Genomic DNA, 19,548 nt, shown 5'->3' with positions numbered 1-19,548 from the left:
TCAACCTCATTGCTATTTTCAGCGAAAACTTCGGAAGCTCAAAAAGACTCCAAAAGTATTTCAATGGAGGAGCTGAGGGATAAGATAGCGGGAGCCTGGATTGGCCAGATGATTGGAAACATCTATGGACTTCCACACGAAAACAAGTACGTGAGCGCACCCGGTGATGAAAGTAAGTGGCCATACGGGTACACCAAAAACCTTGACAAGCTAAGACAATACAAAGGAGCTTTTTCAGATGATGATACCGATGTAGAGTATATGTATCTGCTCAATATGGAAAAGTATGGGTATGAACCTACGTATGAACAAATGCGTGAAGCCTGGATGTATCATATTCGCGACAGAGTTTGGCTCGCTAATCGTGCGGCCTTAGGTCTGATGCATTTCGGTTACACTCCACCATTCACTGGAGACAAGAATATTAATCCGCACTGGTTTCAAATTGACCCTCAACTAATCAATGAAATCTGGGCATATACCGCTCCTGGAATGGTACAGTATGCTGCGCAGAAATCTGATTGGGCGGCTCGTATTACGAGCGATGACTGGGGTGCTGAGCCAACAGTACACTACGGAGCAATGTATGCGGCGGCATTTTTCGAAAAGGATATTCGCAAGCTGATCGAAATAGGCTTAAAAGAACTACCTGCAAATGGTCGTTACGCTCAGACCATCCGGGAGATGATTGCATTGCACAAAAAGTATCCTAACAAGTGGCAAGATGCATGGAAAGAGATGGCCGAGAAGTACTATGTCAATGAACCTGACCTCACCAAAACAATTTGGAATGCAAACCTCAATGGCGCATGTGGGATATTAGCAATGTTGTACGGAGAAGGTGATTTTCAACGCACCCTTGACCTTTCTTGCGCAATGGGTTTTGATGCGGACAATCAGGCTGCAACGGTGGCTGGTCTTTTAGGAATAGTCTACGGTCTTGATGCCCTGCCCGAAAACCTATACTTACCAATTGAAGGTTGGGAAAAGCCTTTTAATGACACCTATATTAATATAACACGTCATGAATTACCAGATGCAAGTATTGAAAATCAAATAGATAGAATGCTGTCGATGACCTTAAACCTGGTGAAAGGTAAAGGCGGAAAGGTGACTGGAGAAGCGGGGCAGGAGAAAGTGATTATTAACACCAGAGCCACTTTTGATGTGCCAATTGAGTTCTATATCGGACCTGCTGCAGTGTTGGAAGTCAACAAGGAAGTGGACTTCACCTTCTATAGTGATGCAAATAAAAATTACAACTGGAAATTGGTTCAGGGTGATCTACCTAAGGGCACTTCTTTCGAAAAGGGACGACTCACAGGAGTACCTGAGATCCCTGGAAAATATAAGATCACCATCCAACTAGATAACGGAAAGCAATATTTGAAGAAGGATTTTGAACTCCTGGTCCGAAGTGAAAACTTGGCGAACTCAGCGAAGACGGTTTTGGCCAATATAAACACCCTGAATAAAGAAGTTCTTGATTCGTGTTGGACAACATTCGGTAATTCAATGTATTCTGATACTCCGGAAATCATTCGCGACGGGAAATTGAATGGTGCAGGATCAGTCTTTTATAGTTTGGCTTCCAAATCGAAAATCCCCAAAGTGGATTATTATGGATATGCGTGGGAAGAAGATCAGGAGATAGATATGATGGTCTTTAATACTGGTGGGATGGAAGAGTTTGGTGGGTGGTTTACCTCCCTGAATGTTCAATACAAAAATGCCGACGGAAAGTGGGTAAACGCAGAGCAGACAAGCATTCAGCCTGGGTTACCCAATACGGATATTGTATTCTTTCAGCCCCATTTCGCGGAGTATGTCATCACCTTCAAATCTGTCAAAACTAAAGCGGTTCGGATCATTGGTGATGCCATGATTCAGGATCATTGGAACAAGTACACCAAAAATGTATCGGGCTTTACGTCCATTGCCGAATTGGGTGTTTATAAATCAAAATAAAAAAACAGTAGCATGAATTATATATTGAATCCAATAAGTAAAGTATTTTCTCTGGCCATCTTACTTGTATTGTTCGGTTGTGGCAGCAATACTGCACCAGCAGATGTTAAGCCGGAAGGTGTTCTGGCCGAGCGTGATTTTAGTATTTCAAAGGAAGACCTCCAGAACAAGATCAAAGGAGGTTGGGCAGGTCAGACCATTGGTGTGGTATATGGTGCGCCCGTAGAGTTCAAGTACAATGGCTCTATGATTCATGATGCTCAAAATATCCCATGGGATGAGCACTATGTGAAATACTGGTGGGATAAAAAACCGGGACTTTTCGATGATATTTATACAGACCTCAATTTCGTGCAGGCATTTGAGAATCATGGTCTTGATGCTTCCGCAGATTCTATTGCCAGGCACTGGTCTAACACTGCCTACCACCTGGCTCATGCGAATCAGGCGTCTCGATATAATATCCTGAACGGCATCATGCCACCTGCGTCTGGTTATTGGAAAAATAATCCCCATGCAGACGATATTGATTTCCAGATAGAAGCAGATTTTATCGGGTTAATGGCACCGGGTATGGTCAACGAAGCAACCAAAATAGCGGACAGGGTAGGGCATGTGATGAACAGTGGCGATGGCTGGTATGGAGGAGTATTTGTTTCCGCTTTGTACTCCCTTGCGTTTATCTCGGATGAACCCACTTATATCGTTGAGAATGCCATCAAGGTGATTCCTGAAGGGACTGAATTTTATGAATGCATCAGCGATGTGATAAGATGGAAGAAAGAATTTCCGAATGATTGGAAGCAAACATGGTTCGAAGTTCAAAAGAAATGGAACCATGATACCGGCTGTCCAAAGGGGGTCTTCTTAGGGTTTAATATTGAAGCAAAAATTAATTCAGCATACGTGGCAATTGGTATGCTGTATGGAGAGGGTGACTTTTCAAAGTCCATAGATATTGCGGCCAGATGCGGCCAAGATGCGGATTGCAATCCCGCAACTGTCGGTGGCGTATTAGGTGTGATGCTGGGCTATGATGGCATTCCGGACTTTTGGTTAAAGCCACTTCAGGAAATCGAAATGGATGATTTTGAAAACACCACAGTTTCACTCAATAAAGCTTACGGATGGAGTATGAAGCATGCGCTGGGTATGATAGCAAAAGCGGGTGGATCCATTGATGGAAGTGAAGTCAAAATACCGCTGGCCAAACCGGTTCCGGTGGCATTCGAACAAAATTTCGAAAACACTTATCCGATTGAGCGCAACAAGATTGACGAATCATTTACCGATGAAATCAATTTCGAATTCACCGGCAATGGATATTTATTATATGGAAATATGGCAAAGCGATCTAAGGTGGATGTGGCGTATATAGATCGTGTTTCTAAAAGAACCTACGGGTCAGAGTCATTTGGATTGGCTGAGCCAGATGATACATATGTTGCCATTATGGAAGTGTACATAGATGGTGAGCTGGATCAAACAGTGAAGCTCCCCATGATGAATTCTGCTCGTAGATTGGAGCCCGCCTGGAAATATCAATTGACAGAAGGTAAGCATACCCTTAAACTGAAATGGCTGAACCATGATCCTCAATATGAATATAGGATTAATGATTTGATTGTCTTTTCGGAAAACGAACCATCAAGTAACCTACCGATACAATGAAAGTGAATTTATCCTATATCTGTTTAGTAGCGATTTTACTTGTTTCACTCAATGCCTGCAAGGAGCAAAATATTGATGAGGGACTTTATTCTCAGGAATATGCCATTTCAAAAGAGGACTTAAAGGATAAGATCCGTGGTGGTTGGGCCGGGCAAACGATAGGAGTGACTTTTGGCGGACCTACAGAATTCCGGTTTAAGGGCACCATGATTCAGGACTATCAGCACATAGTTTGGCACGATCACTACATCAAAGAAACTTATGAATTGGATCCCGGATTATATGACGATGTATACCTTGATTTGACCTTTGTTAATATCCTTGAGAAAGTTGGTCTCAATGCTCCCACAGATTCATTTGCAGTGGAGTTTGCCAATGAGGACTACAAACTTTGGCACGCAAACCAGGCTGCCCGATACAATATCCTGAACGGAATAATGCCACCTGCCTCTGGTCATTGGATGAATAATCCTCATGCCGATGATATTGATTTTCAAATAGAAGCGGATTTTGCAGGGATGATGGCACCAGGTATGACCAATACTGCATCTGATTTTTGTGATCGCATTGGGCATATCATGAATTATGGTGATGGCTGGTATGGGGGTGTGTATATGTCGGCCATGTACACGCTGGCATACACCTCTGATGATCTGGATTTTGTCGTTTCCGAAGCACTGAAGACCATTCCTTCACAGAGTATGTTTTATCAAACAATCTCAGATGTAATCAAATGGCACAAACAATATCCAAATGACTGGAAAGAAACCTGGTTTGAAGTTGAAAAACACCACTCATCGGATAAGGGATGTCCGGAGGGGGTTTACAACTCCTTTAACATTGATGCCCGATTGAATGCAGCCTATGTGGTAATTGGATTGCTGTATGGGCAGAAGGACTTTTTTGAAACAATGGATATTTCTACCCGGTGTGGTCAGGATTCTGATTGCAACCCTGCTACAGCGGCGGGCATATTGGGGGTGATGATGGGGTATAAAAATATTCCAGACTATTGGAAACCAGCATTAGAGGAGGTGGAAGATTTGAAATTCCCATACATGGAGATCACACTGAATGAGGTGTATGATTTAACCTACAAGCACACTCTTCAATTGGTGCAAGAAAATGAAGGCAAGGTCGATGACGACAGTGTTTATATAAAAGTTCAGCAGCCAGAGACTGTACCATTTGAACAATCATTTGAAGGGATGTACCCGAGTGAAGAAAGGTACCTACGCCAACACTTCACCGATAAGAATATCAATATTGATTTCACCGGAAACGGCATAGTGGTACTGGGGAATGTGAATAGCCTCTGTGCCCGATCTTCCAGCGATTATGTAGCACTATTGGATATCTATATAGATGGAGAGAAGGTGGAACAGGTCAAAATGCCTTACGACTACATTGTGAGAAAGTACGACATCTACCATAAGTATCTCTTAGAAAACGGCCCCCATAATGTTGAGATCGTTTGGGTCAATAAGGATGCTGATTATAGCATATACATGAAATCAATTGTGATCTATGCAGATGCTCCGGCGAAACCATACAATTCTGAAAAAGTAGCATTGAATGACTAGAATGGAACGATATAGCGCAAGTCTGCCACTTATACCAATGGTACTCATCTTGGTGTTGAGCCTGTTCGGCTGCAAAGATGAAGCGATCAAGGTGGATGAGCCTATTCCATTTTCCAGACTACTTGAAAACCAAAAAATGTCGAGCCAAATTTTTAAGGTAGACATTAATTATGCGGTGCTGCTTCCTGAGGATTACAATGAATCAACTGACGACTATCCTGTTGTCTACCTGTTGCATGGCTTTGGAGATAATGAGAAAGCATGGTATACGAGTGGCGGTATCAAATACTATTCTGATCTCTACAAAGATGAAATAGTACCTATGATCTATGTGATGCCAATTGGATATAACACCTATTATGTAAATAGGTATACAGGGAGTTATCCGTACATGGATATGATCACCACTGAGTTGGTGCCAACAATCGATAACCTGTTCAGAACCAAACAGGATAAGGTTGCACGGGCGGTAATGGGCTATTCGATGGGCGGTTATGGAGCATTGATTCTACCAGCATTGAATCCGGATATTTTCACTATCGGTGTTCCATTGAGCATGTCTTTTCGTACGGATGAACAGTACATCAGCGAGCCACAGGGAGTATTTGATTACCAATGGGGGACCATCTTCGGTGGGAAAGGTGTGAGTGGTGAGGCGAGGCTTACCGATTATTTTAAGCAGCATAGTCCCTTTCATTTTTTTAATACTTCAAATAAAGAGGGGTTTGCTGGATTGAAATTTCTGATAGACTGTGGTGATGATGAGGAGACATTGACTATTACTAATGACGCCTTGCATGCTGTGATGCGTGACCATCAAATACCCCACGAGTATCGGGTGCGCAGCGGTGGTCATTCATTCGACTATTGGAAAAAATCCTACCCTGAGGCACTAAAATTCATCAGCAATTCCGTCCAGGGGATTCCGCATCCTTCTAATCCAGAGCCTGTCACAATAGGTGAGCGCATCACCGGCAGTGATTTTGAATCCGTAGAAATCTCCGGTGTTGAGATCAATGTATTGAAGCCCGCGGACTATGCGACAAGTACTATCGACTACCCGGTTGTGTATATGATTCATGATTGCGAAGAAGGTCAGCGGGAATCGAACGTTGCAGACATCTTTTCTCTTTTGAGAAATGGTATGAAAGCCAATACGCTGAACAATGCCATGGTGGTTGAGATTCCGGTTTCTGAAAGCATTGAAAGTGATCGTATAGCAGAGATTATCTCCTATGTAGAGGCTCAATATCGTGCACGCGCAGATAGGGCCAGTCGGGTCCTTTTAGGAAACGCTTTAGGCGGACTGCATGCTGCGAATATTGCATCGGAAGATTCCAGTCTATTTGGCTCCTGCTTTTTATTTGATGCAGAACTACAGGAAGCCGGTGTTGACCCCCAGACAGACATTTTTTATTACCTGGACATTTTGGATGATGGCGATAGCTACAGAGGCTATCATAATTTCTATGCGAAAATAAGAGATGCAGATATTGGGTATGAATATAGGGTGCGGCAAGGAGCGGAGTCCTTCCAGTCATTTCTAAATGGTTTAAGTGAATCCTTTCCTTCGTTGAGGAAAAGTTTGAAGAATTAGTATGAAAAAGGTTCATTCAATATTGATCGTTCTTTTGCTTAACCTTTCAATTGGTTTTGCACAGGATAACTTACGAATTCTCGAAGGGCTTTCTATCGAAAGCAAGATCTTGGGACAAACAGTTAGGTATTCGATCATACTTCCGGAGGAGTACCACACTGCTAAAAAGTCATATCCTGTGGTCTATCTACTTCATGGATTGGGAGATGATGAGTCTTCATGGTTAGAATACGGTCGCGTAAATCAGTATACAGATGGAGCCGTGAGGCAGGGCGAAATTCAGCCGATGATTTATGTAATGCCGCAAGGATTCCGAAATTATTATGTGAATGACTATGCAGGTACATTCCTGTACGAGGATATGTTTATCAATGAGCTTGTTCCTTTTATTGACAAGGAATACAGAACAATTCCGGATAAAGATCATCGAGCTACTATGGGGTACTCCATGGGTGGTTACGGTGCCCTTATCCTACCACTGAAGCATCCTGAGGTTTTTACTATTAGTGTTCCATTAAGTATATCGGTTCGCACGGATGAACAATACAAAACGGAAGACGCGTCAGGATGGAATGATCAATGGGGAAGACTGTTCGGTGGTGTTGGTGAAACAGGAGAGAAGCGCATTACAGATTACTATAAGCAACACTCACCCTTCCATATCTTTAAGGAATCAGACCTCACGAGGTTTAGTGACCTAAAACTCTACATTGATAATGGCGATGACGAATATACCCTGTGCAGAAGCAATGAAGAGTTGCATATGTTGCTTCGCGATCGCAATTTCCAGCATGAATTTAGAGTTAGGGACGGAGGTCATGAATTTTCGTATTGGCGAGCAGCATTGCCGAATGGCCTGCGCTTTATTAGTGATGCTTTTGACGGAAAGAAATTCAGAGGTGATATAAGAGCGATAGAGGAAACTACTCCAACGAACGCTGATATCAGGATAATTAAGGGGGAGCAATATGAGATTGTACTGCCTGAAGAGTACAGCATCTCTAATCGTTTATATCCGGTGGCTTTTTTTATAGGTGATTTCCAATCTCAGGAAAAGCACGAAATCATTGAGAAAGTCCGATATGACATTGAGAGAGACCACTTGGCACCCATGATGGTAGCTTTTATTGATGAGAATGAGCAAGGGCTGCTTAAGACAATCATACCTGATATTGAAAGGAATTACAGAGCCAGAAGTGGCTATCGATTTCGGGCACTGATTGGCTATAACAAGGGAGGAGCAACAGCCCTGGAATATGCTCTTAATCCGGAAGTCTTTACATCCTGTGTTGTTTTTGATGCGCCATTGGATTGCAATTCCATGAAACAGGCATTTAGTGAGCATAAAAAAGCCCTTAAGCGAACATGGTATTTCATTAATACAACAGCCGATAATCCAAACTATCAGGCCAACGGCTGTGCTCATGTTTTTTTACGCGAGGAAGACATCTACCATGAGTATCGTGTCCGGGAGAGCACAGGAAGGGAGACCAATGATTTAAGTGGGCTCTCTGAAGCATTAAGGTTTACTCAAAGAAAAATTCACAGATAACCAAATAGACCTATGTACATTATTAGTAGTTACTCGATTGCAGTTTTCTTTACCATCATCACTATGCTGTGCTGGGGGTCATGGGGCAATACCCAGAAATTGGCGGCAAAGACCTGGCGCTTTGAATTGTTCTATTGGGACTATGTGATAGGAATTCTCCTCCTGTCGGTTCTTTTTGGTTTGACATTGGGAAGTACAGGCGATCAGGGCCGGGGATTCGTTGAGGACCTGGGACAGCTTAGCAGCAGTACCATCTGGAGCGCAATCATAGGAGGTGTTATTTTCAATGCTTCCAATATTCTTCTTTCAGCATCCATTTCAATAGCCGGTATGGCCGTAGCATTTCCCCTGGGTGTTGGGATAGCATTGGTGTTGGGGGTCATAGTGAATTACGTCAGTACGCCCAAAGGAGATCCTGTGATGCTTTTCATCGGTGTGGCATTGATTATGATTGCTATCATTTTGAATGGAATTGCTTCGGGAAAGATGGCAAAGGAGAGTAAAAAATCCTCATCAAAGGGAATATGGCTTGCCTTAATAGCCGGAGTATTGATGTCTTTCTTCTATCGATTTGTCGCTGCGGCTATGGATGTCAATAGTTTTGAAGCACCATTGGCAGGATTGGCAACACCCTATACGGCCTTCTTCATTTTTGCGATCGGTATTTTCATTAGCAATTTCCTCTTCAATACAATCATAATGAAAAGACCCTTTGTTGGGCAACCAGTAACCTACAATGAATACTTTAAGGGGAGCTTCTCAACACACCTGGTAGGTGTAATCGGTGGGTTAATCTGGGGGCTTGGAATGATTTTAAGCATTCTTTCTGCAGGCAAGGCGGGCACAGCAATATCCTATGGACTCGGACAAGGAGCTACGATGGTTGCTGCGCTTTGGGGTGTATTTATATGGAAAGAATTTAAAGGAGGTGGTAAGTCAGTGAATATGCTTTTGTTCTTAATGTTCCTGCTCTTTATTTCCGGACTTGTACTAATCATACTGTCAGGAGGAAATTAATATAAGTATCAATGAATCAGCTTTATATGGATAATAAGTAGCGTATCTAAAATAATTTTTAACCCTGTTAAACTATTAAATTATGAAAAAGTATCTGATGTTTATGAGTGCTATTGTACTTGGAGCTAGTACAATATTTATGAGTTCGTGTAAAGATGACGAAGGAGGAGATCCTGTCATTGTAGAGCCATCATTAATCAAGACAATCTCCATCGATTATTCAGGAGGTGCGGGAGAGGAAGTTGAGTCGTGGCAGTTTAACTATGACGCCAATGACCGGATAGAAAGTATTGATGTTTTTTGGAATGGTGAGTCAGATGGAACAACCGTTTATGACTATTCTGTTGCCAATCAACTTACTATTACCAGAGGAGAGAATTCAACCGTTTATGCTTTAAATGCTGATGGATTGGTAATCAAGGAGTTTTGGGATTCGGAGAAAACCGAATGGGAAGGTTACGAATATAACTCAGACGGGCAAATGATCAAGGTGGTTGAACACTACGGTGGTACCGATCATTTAAAGTATGACCTAACAATCTCAGATGGCAATGTTACCAATAGAATCCGCTACAACGATGACGGTACGGTAAGAGAAGACCGTGAATTCACTTATACAATTGGTGATAATTTGAGTGGTATCCATCAAATCTATCAAGTGGATTCAGAGTGGAAAAATGTAGGTGGAACATTTGGTAAGCAAAGTGCCAAGCTGGCTGATGGTTACCTTCGTAAGATTACTGAGGATCCTACATCCGCCTTTACAGCGAAGTTTGAGTATACTTTTGACGAGCAAAACAGAGTAGCCACTCAAACTAAAAATGGTACCAGCAGTGGCGGTCCTTTTTCAGAGTCATGGGCGTATACTTATTATGAGGATTAATTACTCAACTATGACTGGCATAAATGAGGTTTTGATTAGAGGACATTGGTAGTGAATGCATTTATGTTTAGTCCGGTTTATGGTTGTCGTTATTCCCCAAAAGTCACTCCTTTTGTTTCATAAAAGTTCTACATAGGATATGTACCTACTTAATTATCGTAGTAAAGCATAGGTCCACTTCATATTACAAAAAGCCACTCCCCGGAGTGGTTTTTTGTTTGGGGATTTCTTTTAGTTCTTTTAGTATTTTGTGTTTCCAAGTAGGGTTGAGTAGATCGTTGTCTGCCTGTCGATTGCTCCGATATTTATGGATTTGATATATTTAATGGGTATAATCGACCCAAAAGGAAACATTTCCCCCTGATAAATGCAACACCCACCCCCTCCAATGAATGGTTTTTACCCCGTTTTTTGTTAGAAATAATTTTCAAATCAATTTTAAGAAATCATCATGGGGAACAGCTCACTAAACACACTCAGGGGTCAACTATTTGTGTATCTAATCATTTTGTCCGGTATATGCTTCGGGCAGGTGAATGTCAATGTTTTGCCCCATCCCAATCACATTGAATTACTCAGGGGCAATTTTCTGTTGGACGAGAAGACCGGAATTGTATCAAATGAGGAGAGTGAGGGGGTGGCCGCGGAGTTGCATTTTTATCTGCGGGATCTGGGAGTTCCTTTACAGGAAGGGAAAGCGGATAAAAACATAGTTTTTGAAAAGAAGGCTGTTCTGGGCAAGGAGGAATATGAAATAAACATCGATAAAAAGGAGGTGCGGCTCCTGGCATCTGGTGTTACTGGTTGGTTTTACGGCATCCAGACCCTGAAGCAATTGATCCCCAAAGATACAGAGCGTTCCCAGGGTGTTGTCCTTAGTGGCATGAGGATCGTTGATGGTCCCAGGTTTAGCTGGCGGGCTTTCATGCTGGATGAGTCGCGGCATTTTCGGGGAAAAGAAGGCGTGAAGGTACTGCTTGATGAAATGGCCCGACTGAAGATGAATGTTTTTCATTGGCACCTGGTGGATGATCAGGGCTGGAGGGTTGAAATTAAAAAATACCCTCTGCTGACACAGATTGGAGGTACCCGGTCGAGCACACAGGTGGGACCAGAAAAATACGACAGTCCTATCCAAACAGGTGAGCGTCATTCAGGATTCTATACTCAGGAGGAAATCAAAGAGATAGTCCAATATGCTGCTGAAAAGCAAATTACGGTGGTACCTGAGATCGAGATGCCCGGCCATGCCAGTGCCGCCATTGCGTCTTATCCCTGGCTGGGAGCCTCCAAAGAGAAGATTGATGTGCCCACAACTTTTGGAGTGTTTTATAATGTCTACGATGTGTCAGATCCTAAGGTCATTGGTTTTTTGCAGGATGTACTGGATGAAATCATGGCGCTGTTTCCCTCAGAGGTCATACACATTGGTGGCGATGAAGTAAAATATGATCAGTGGAAAGAATCTCCGTCCATTCAGGCGTACATGGCAGAGAAAGGGCTTTCTACTCCAGCAGAATTGCAGGTCTATTTTACCAACAACATTTCAGCTTACCTTCAAAGCAAGGGTCGTCGCATGATGGGATGGAACGAAATTCTGGGATTGAATTTGCATCACTATCAGGATGAATCAGACACCCAATCCGACCAGGAACTGGCCAAGGAGTCGGTGGTACACTTCTGGAAGGGAGATTTGGCAATGGCTACCGAGGCGGCATCCTCCGACTATGACATTGTCAATTCATTACACTCCAATACTTACTTAAATTATGCCTACCGGAATATCCCTCTGCAGATGGCTTATGAATACAATCCTGTGCCTGAAGGGTTGGATGCCCGGTACCATGAGAAAGTCATCGGCCTGGGCTGTCAGATGTGGACAGAGTGGGCTCCGAGCAAGGGGCAGCTGCATTATCAGATTTTCCCAAGGATTGCGGCCTATGCGGAGGTGGGGTGGACTACGCTGAAGCAAAAGGATTACACAAGATTCCTTTCAAACCTGGAGTTGTACAGCAAAGGATGGGCTGAAAGAGGGATTTATTTTGCACCCATTCCGCTCGCTCAGTCTATTGAGAAAAGCAACTAATCAAAGGTCGGCCGGAGCTGTATTAACCTCACTTTAATAAAAATGATTATTTTAATGAAGCGATGAATTGAGTATGAAGTCTTAACTGATGTTGGAATGGTCATATTTGACTTGGTAATTAGCGTGATGAATAAAGCACTGCAACAAATGCTCCTTGCCCTGGGCCTGGGGCTTTTTGTATTTCAGCTAAACGCACAGCCCGACATCAATCGCATTCAAACCCTTGATCAACCGGTGACCGACGTATCCGATCTGATTCAGGATGCCGATGGATTTATCTGGATTGCAACTTACGAAGGGGTGATCAAGTATGACGGTTACACGCTGATGCCTTTTCATCCGGTCAACGAGCAGAACCTTCACCTGAGGATTCAGGGTATCGAGGAAATTGTGAGATCGTCCTCCGGGCATCTGTGGATCGCTCATCAGAGGGGCGTTTCGTGCATTGATTTGTCCACCTCCAAATATGTCCTGTTTCAGGCACCTGATGGGAGCAGCACCTACTCTCTTTTACAGAATAAGTGGGCCTATCGTCTCACGGAGGATCAGCAGGGCGATATTTGGGTTGGGACTTTGGAGGAGGGGTTGATCAAAATATCGTGGGGCCGCAATCAGGTGGACCGGCCGCAGCTGAGTACCTATTTTGAGAATGCCACCATTGAGTCACTCAAGCCTTCCGGTGATGCACTATGGGTTTCGATCAAGGATCTTGGTATTTACAAAATGGCCTCCGACGATGTTTTCCGTCATATTTGGCCGATCCGAAAAGGAAGCGTTGATGCCAAAATCCGGTACTCAGATATTGAGGTGGATCAGAAGACCAGGTCAGTCTGGCTGACCTCATGGGAGGATGGATTGTCCCGTCTACAGATGGATGGCAGATTTTCAGAAGTCATTGGCTTTGACAACTGGAAGGCCCAGGAAAGTCAGCCCAGTGCCTTTTACAAGATCGTGCGCACCAGTGATGGGATCATCTGGATTGCATCTTACGGACTGGGACTCTACAGTTTTGATCCCACCAATGAAACTTTTCAAAATTTCCAGTATAACCGTGACAGTAAGAATAGCATTCCCAATGACATTATCATTTCGCTTTTCAAAGACTGGCAGGAAAACATCTGGCTAGGTACCTTTGGTAATGACATTGCAGTGGTACATCCCGGTCGGAATCAGTTTATGAGGCCCACACTGCTGGATGATGAGGCGGACATGAAAAGTCAGAAGAGTGTGGTGTCCATAGTGGAGACCAATAACCAGACAGTATGGCTGGCTACTTCAAGACGCGGGGTTTACCGATCCACCTACCAACCCAAGTCAGGTGTACGGAAGGCATTTGAAAAGGTGCGGGAACTTTCCGACCTGGGACCGGTGGATTTTTTGTTCAAAGACTCCCGGGATAACCTGTGGATCAATATCTCGGTAAAGGGCTGGTATAAATACGATACCCGGGAAAGGCACCTGACCAAGATTACCTGGATTGAAAACCAGTCCGTTGACAGAATAGCAGACGCCATAGAAACTCCGGATGGCAATTTCTGGATGGCCACCAGAACCAATGGGTTACTTAAAATCAACAATCAGGAAAAAACCACCAAACGATTCAGGAACGTTGACGGAGATTCTTCCTCACTGAACAGCAATGCCGTCTACTGTTTGTTTTCGGATAGTTCAGGACGGCTTTGGGTTGGAACCAACAACGGCATTGCCATCAAAAATATAGGCACGGACTCCTTTGTACGATTGCAGCATGATCCTGATAATGAGCATTCACTGTCACACAATGAAGTGAATCAAATTGCGGAAAGTGATGGAGTTATTTGGGTGGCCACTATGCGGGGGCTTAACAAAATTCCGTTCGTCCCAGACCTTAATGACAGGCCCTTTTTGGTTTATGATCAAACAGACGGACTGGCAGATGATAATATAAAATCCATCATTGAAGCTGATAATGGGGAGATCTGGATGGGAACCAAATACGGAGTTTCATGCCTGCGCACTCAGACGGAGCGATTTCACAACTTTGACCTCACCAACAACCTACAGTCCTACTCCTTTAATCCCCGATCCATACTCAAAGACAAGGAAGGCTTTATTTATTTCGGGAGCATCCTTGGGCTGAACATCATTCATCCGGATAGCATTACTTCCACCGAGACCAATTTCCCAGTGAAGCTGACACAGTTTCGTTTGCTAAACCAAACAGTGAACCATGGAGAAGTCATAGCCGGCCGGGTACTCCTGGCCCGGGATATCTCCCAGACCGAAAGCATCGAACTGGCCAGTGACGAGAATTCAATTTCGTTTCGATTTTCTACAATGAATTATAAGAGCAATCACATAGACCACTTTCAGTATAAGCTGGAGGGGTTTGATAAACAATGGATCAAAACCAACAGCAATGAAGCATCATATACCAATTTGGACCCGGGAACGTACCGGTTTCTGGTGAAAAAGGAAACACAGGCGACCAGCAACCACGCTGAGATAGAAGTGATTATCCTTCCTCATTTTTTGCAATCCGCAGAAGCCAGGATCATCTACATTATGGCTTTGATCGGGCTCCTGTACCTGATCCACCGGATCATCAGGTCTAACAATGAGTTGAAAATAGCCAAAATAGAAAAAGCCAAGGAGCATGAACTCACCCAAACCAAGCTCAGGTTTTTTACCAATATTTCACATGAAATAAGGACACCACTCACCCTGATCAAAGGCTACCTGGATGAGTTGGTGGTGGTCAAGGCCACCGATGTGAGGTGGGGCACCCCACTGAACGCGATTTATCAGAACACGCAAAAGCTCCTCATGCTTGTCAATCAGCTTTTGGACTTTCGCAAAATCGAGAATGACAGCCTTGGAGTCAGCATTTCTAAGGTAGATATCAATGAGCAGATCAATGAAGTCATTAATTTTTTTCGTTATTCTGCTGAGCGCCAATCCAAGAAAATTGAGTTTCACAGCGATTTTTCAGGGCAGTACTGCTGGTATGATGAAGATAAGCTCGAAAAAATCCTGTTTAACCTGATTTCCAATGCTCTGAAATTTTCTAATTCCGGGGGCACAGTAAAGGTGACCCTGCAGGTGTTGGATAATAGCGGCCATTTGGACAATAAGGAGGTCAGGGAAGTAATGATTTTGGAAGTTCAGGACACCGGGCGAGGCATAGATAAGGCAGATCTCGACGGGGTATTCAGACGCTTTTATCAGGTAAACTCAAAAGGGGAAGAGTATTTTCAGGGATCAGGAATTGGACTGGCTTTTACGCAGCGGCTTGTGGAAATACAGCAGGGGATGATTTCAGTAGCAAGTGAGCTGGGTAAGGGCACCATCTTCAGGGTAGTGCTTCCGGCTTCCAAAGACCACATCGCGGATGATATACCGGACGAAAACATGGAGCTGGCCGAGGGAAATCAGCATCGAGAGCTCAATGGCTGGCCGGATTTATTGGAGACGGATGTAAGCGATGGTGATCCAGACCCTGGTGCCATTGAGCTGGTCTTTACCGTGCTTATTGTTGAAGATAATGCCGAGGTTCTCACCCTACTCAAGCGTGTCTTCAATACTGACTATAGGGTCTTTATGGCTAAAAATGGACAGGAAGGCCTTGAATTGGCCCGGGAACTTCAGCCTGACATTGTCATAAGTGACGTGGTGATGCCGATCATGGATGGATACGAGCTTTGCAGACAGCTAAAATCTAACTATATCACCTCTCACATTCCGATTATTCTACTGTCGGCCAAAACCTCCGAGGAGCATCAGGTAGAGGGCTTTGAGTTTGGTGCTGATGCCTATATGACCAAGCCGTTTAACGGTGAAGTGTTAAAAAGTCACATCAGAAGTATCATTACATCTCGCAAGATTCTCAGAGATCGCTTCGCCATGGAACCTCACGTGGAGCCAAAAGACATTACCGTGAATTCTGAAGATGAACGGTTCCTCCGGCAGGCCATAGACCTGGTAGAAAATAACCTGAAGAATGAATTATTTACCACAGAGATGCTCGCCGATCAATTAAATCTGAGTCGCACCGTGCTCTTCCGGAAAATGAAAAACCTGACCGGTTGTTCGGCCAATGCATTCATCAAAAAAATCAGAATGAAACAGGCAGCTTATTTGATAGAAAAGAACTTTGGGAACCTCACCCAGATCTGCTATGAGGTAGGCCTGAATGACGTGAAGCATTTCAGAAACTCCTTTAAGGAGCATTTCGGGGTTACTCCATCTGATTATAAGGCCGGAGTAAAATCTTCGGAGATGAACCGCAAGTGAAAACCTGCCATAAAGGCTTTGCGAAGCGATTATGGAAACATTTACCCCTTCTTTTCGCAACATTGCCCCCCAGTTTTTCCCTTGTTTTTTGGCGTAGTTTGTTTGGTGAACGGATACCTAAATGTGTCTGTCTGACTCCTCAGGGGGTGACTACCAAACCAAAAAAACTAAAATATGAGAAAGCATTTATTTTACCTTTTTTTAGCATTTAGCGCTTATGGCGGTATCGCTCAGAATACCGCCCATAATGACTGGGATTTACTGGACAAACCGGTACGCCGTGGACACTGGTCATGGCGAAATCTTGGAACATCCAGTCCCCAGGTTCAGGATGCCTATTTGGATTTCTGTGCCAATAAGTCCATCTCTGAAGTATACATGTTTTGCATACCAGAGTGGCAGGGATCCTCTTCTTTGCAGAATGACTCTGAAATAGGGTCATTTGCCTATCAGGATTCCCTGGCGGCTTTTATTGCCAAAGCCAATGCCAGAGGCGTGAAGGTTTGGGCGCTCTATTATAACTGGGCGTTCATCGAAACGGACGAGGAAGGTAATTATCTCTATCGGCCAGATGGGTCATTGATGGCTTCAGTGGACACCATGGGCAATGTGCCTAACAACGAACACATCACGGCGGCCAACCAAATCATGGATGCCATTGGCAAATTCAATCAGCGTCACCCCAACAGTGGTTTTCATGGGGTGCAGTTTGATCAGGAGCCCAAGAGCCAGCGCTTTCACGTGCCATACCTTGATTATTGTAAAACAGCCACGCGAAGAGTGGACGCCTGGAATGAGGTACTCAGAAGCCAGGGGGCACGCCCATTTTATCACTCAGCAGCACTCAGACCCTCATGGGTTAGCTATGAAACGATCACCTACGAAGGTGAAGACAACTATGTGGCCTACCACTACATCAAAAATGCGCATCACGCAGCCATGATGAATTACACCAGCAATAATAACAACTTCATCTTTTTCGGTTCCAGACTGCTGCATTGGGCAGATTCCTTGCCGGGAAAAAAGTTTGTTTCAGTTGGAATTGAGACGGACGACATCCTTGGATTATGGGAGGGCTCTGAATATGAAACCTATGCCGACGAGATCTATGCTGAGGATGACAATACCCGATTCAATTTGTTTGAATCCGATATGGACAGTGCCCGTGGGGTGTTTGCGCAGTATGCTTCTTTTGACCGGATAGCCATCCATTCCGATGGATACATTGGGCATTGGTTTGATGGTGCAGGCATCGATAGCGTGGGGCAGACCCCGGGAGGGACCAGTTTCGTAGACCTCACGGTAGACAGCTCCCCCAATGCCAATGCCGGCTGGTGGGATACGGGTTCCAATCAGTTCAATTTGCTGACCAATGCGGGGTTTGAGGAGGGTGACTCACCATGGGTTTGGGGTTACCTGGGCAATGGACGTGTGGCCAGCAACGCACAAACAGGGACCTATTCCGGTAAGATAATATATGACAATCAGGTGACGAGAACGGTGACAGGTTTGAAGCCTGATCAGCAGTATGTGTTATCAGTAAGTGTAAAAGCCGCGAGCACCGGGTCAGTATCTTACATTATTTTAGAAGACTATGATGGTGCCAGTGCTCATCAAAGTACCACAGTCAATGCCAGCACTTCTTATCAGACACGATCAGTTACCTTCAGTACAGGTGCCAGTGATAATTCCGTTACCCTATCAGTATATAATGAATCTGTGGGCAACGATTTATTTGTAGATGATTTTGAGCTGACAGAGGTTCTTAATTCTCCGGCGCTGGTGGCGGACAATCTGGGTTTCGAAGAGGGTGACAGCCCCTGGACATGGGGATACCTGGGCAATGGTCGGGTGGCAGAAAACCCACATTCAGGAACCTATGCTGGCAAGGTTGTCTATGACAATCAGGTACTCAGGACTTTTGGTGGTTTGCAGCCCAATACTACCTATAGTGTATTGGCTTATCTCAAGACTTCCTCCTCCGGAGGTACTGCATACCTCATAGCGAGTGATTTTGATGGGGCCAGTTCGCAGGTCAGCGTCACGGCCAGCACTGATTCCATTTACAATATCTTCCAAAACACCTTCACTACCGGCACTTCAGATACATCGGTTCAGATTGCCGTGTATAATGAATCTGTTGGCAACGATTTGTTTGTGGATGATTTTGAAATAGTGGAGATAGTAGGCTTGGCAGAATACGAGTTTGATAACATGAGTTTCGAAGAGGGGGATTCTCCGTGGGTGTGGGGTTATTTGGGGAATGGACGGGTTTCCAGCAATGCCCGTACGGGGAGCTATGCAGGTGAGATCGTGTATGATAACCTCGTGCAGCGCACCTTCACGGGGCTTCAGCCCAATACAACTTACACGGTCAGCGCATTTGCCAAAGCAGCTTCATCTGGTTCCACGGGGTACCTGATTGTGGAGGATTATGATGGACCATCCTCTGAATACAGCGTCACCATCAATGCCGGAACCAGCTATTCACAAGTTCAAAATACGTTCACCACCGGTGCAAACGACAACTCAGTGGTAGTGGTGGTCTACAATGAGAGTCCGGGAAACAACCTCTATGTAGATGACTTTGAACTGGTGGAAGGCTCGGGTGGTGCCCGCAACACCGAGGCGATTTTATCTCCATCTCAAGGCACTGCTTCACTGAGACTTTATCCTAATCCGACAGATAGTTTCCTGAGAATTGACCTGGAAAATGAATCGCAAATTCACGATCTTATGATTTATGACATCCATGGAAGGGTAGTTTTGGTCAGAGGCTATGAGGAGGTCACATCCCCTGATGGGAATCATGTGGATGTCTCAGGGCTTAAAAATGGGATGTATATGGTGTCCGTGATCCTGAACAATGGTGAACAAATTGGCCGGAAATTATTGATCCATCGCCAGTAGGGCAAATCA

10 protein-coding genes are annotated in these 19,548 nt (G+C 44.4%); all 10 read left to right on the top strand.

The window, feature by feature from the left end; translation table 11 throughout:
* Positions 1–63: 63 nt before the first annotated feature.
* The 10 genes from RIH33_RS08155 (at position 64) to RIH33_RS08110 (ending at position 19,539) form a co-directional block, all read left to right on the top strand.
* Positions 64–1,968 (top strand): ADP-ribosylglycohydrolase family protein, encoded by a 1,905-nt coding sequence (locus RIH33_RS08155; RefSeq protein WP_406650345.1) that lies wholly within the window; start codon positions 64–66, stop codon positions 1,966–1,968.
* Between the two features lie 12 nt (positions 1,969–1,980).
* On the top strand, positions 1,981–3,639 hold the full coding sequence (locus RIH33_RS08150) for an ADP-ribosylglycohydrolase family protein (protein ID WP_406650343.1): 1,659 nt from the start codon (positions 1,981–1,983) through the stop codon (positions 3,637–3,639).
* Entirely contained in the window at positions 3,636–5,222 is a 1,587-nt protein-coding gene (locus RIH33_RS08145) for an ADP-ribosylglycohydrolase family protein (RefSeq protein ID WP_406650340.1), read from the top strand. Before RIH33_RS08150 ends, RIH33_RS08145 begins: the two co-directional genes overlap by 4 nt.
* 1 nt (position 5,223) lies before the next feature.
* Positions 5,224–6,819: an alpha/beta hydrolase-fold protein gene (locus RIH33_RS08140; RefSeq protein WP_406650337.1), complete on the top strand. Its 1,596-nt coding sequence runs from the start codon at positions 5,224–5,226 to the stop codon at positions 6,817–6,819.
* Between the two features lies 1 nt (position 6,820).
* A complete protein-coding gene (locus RIH33_RS08135) occupies positions 6,821–8,371 on the top strand; it encodes an alpha/beta hydrolase-fold protein (protein WP_406650335.1) in 1,551 nt (516 codons plus the stop codon).
* 12 nt (positions 8,372–8,383) lie between these two features.
* Positions 8,384–9,388 (top strand): GRP family sugar transporter, encoded by a 1,005-nt coding sequence (locus RIH33_RS08130; protein ID WP_406650334.1) that lies wholly within the window; start codon positions 8,384–8,386, stop codon positions 9,386–9,388.
* A gap of 82 nt (positions 9,389–9,470) precedes the next feature.
* Positions 9,471–10,271, top strand: coding sequence for a DUF4595 domain-containing protein (locus RIH33_RS08125; protein ID WP_406650332.1), 801 nt, complete (start codon positions 9,471–9,473; stop codon positions 10,269–10,271).
* A gap of 493 nt (positions 10,272–10,764) precedes the next feature.
* Complete coding sequence (locus RIH33_RS08120; protein WP_406658560.1) at positions 10,765–12,357, top strand: beta-N-acetylhexosaminidase; 1,593 nt, start codon at positions 10,765–10,767, stop codon at positions 12,355–12,357.
* A gap of 96 nt (positions 12,358–12,453) precedes the next feature.
* A complete protein-coding gene (locus tag RIH33_RS08115) occupies positions 12,454–16,629 on the top strand; it encodes a two-component regulator propeller domain-containing protein (RefSeq protein WP_406650329.1) in 4,176 nt (1,391 codons plus the stop codon).
* A 174-nt stretch (positions 16,630–16,803) separates the two neighbouring features.
* Positions 16,804–19,539, top strand: coding sequence for a carbohydrate binding domain-containing protein (locus RIH33_RS08110; RefSeq protein ID WP_406650327.1), 2,736 nt, complete (start codon positions 16,804–16,806; stop codon positions 19,537–19,539).
* The last annotated feature ends 9 nt before the right edge of the window (positions 19,540–19,548 follow it).

It is taken from the genome of Marinoscillum sp. (assembly GCF_040222955.1).
In the GTDB taxonomy this organism is placed as follows: Bacteria; Bacteroidota; Bacteroidia; order Cytophagales; family Cyclobacteriaceae; genus Marinoscillum.
Note: the sequence above shows the minus strand (reverse complement) of the source record. Positions and strands in the feature narration are given on the sequence as shown.

Bases quoted from the DNA above. Each gene is read 5' to 3' on its own strand.
- RIH33_RS08155 (WP_406650345.1), top strand. From the start codon at position 64: ATGGAGGAGCTGAGGGATAAGATAGCGGGAGCCTGGATTGGCCAGATG.
- RIH33_RS08150 (WP_406650343.1), top strand. From the start codon at position 1,981: ATGAATTATATATTGAATCCAATAAGTAAAGTATTTTCTCTGGCCATC.
- RIH33_RS08145 (WP_406650340.1), top strand. From the start codon at position 3,636: ATGAAAGTGAATTTATCCTATATCTGTTTAGTAGCGATTTTACTTGTT.
- RIH33_RS08140 (WP_406650337.1), top strand. From the start codon at position 5,224: ATGGAACGATATAGCGCAAGTCTGCCACTTATACCAATGGTACTCATC.
- RIH33_RS08135 (WP_406650335.1), top strand. From the start codon at position 6,821: ATGAAAAAGGTTCATTCAATATTGATCGTTCTTTTGCTTAACCTTTCA.
- RIH33_RS08130 (WP_406650334.1), top strand. From the start codon at position 8,384: ATGTACATTATTAGTAGTTACTCGATTGCAGTTTTCTTTACCATCATC.
- RIH33_RS08125 (WP_406650332.1), top strand. From the start codon at position 9,471: ATGAAAAAGTATCTGATGTTTATGAGTGCTATTGTACTTGGAGCTAGT.
- RIH33_RS08115 (WP_406650329.1), top strand. From the start codon at position 12,454: ATGGTCATATTTGACTTGGTAATTAGCGTGATGAATAAAGCACTGCAA.
- RIH33_RS08110 (WP_406650327.1), top strand. From the start codon at position 16,804: ATGAGAAAGCATTTATTTTACCTTTTTTTAGCATTTAGCGCTTATGGC.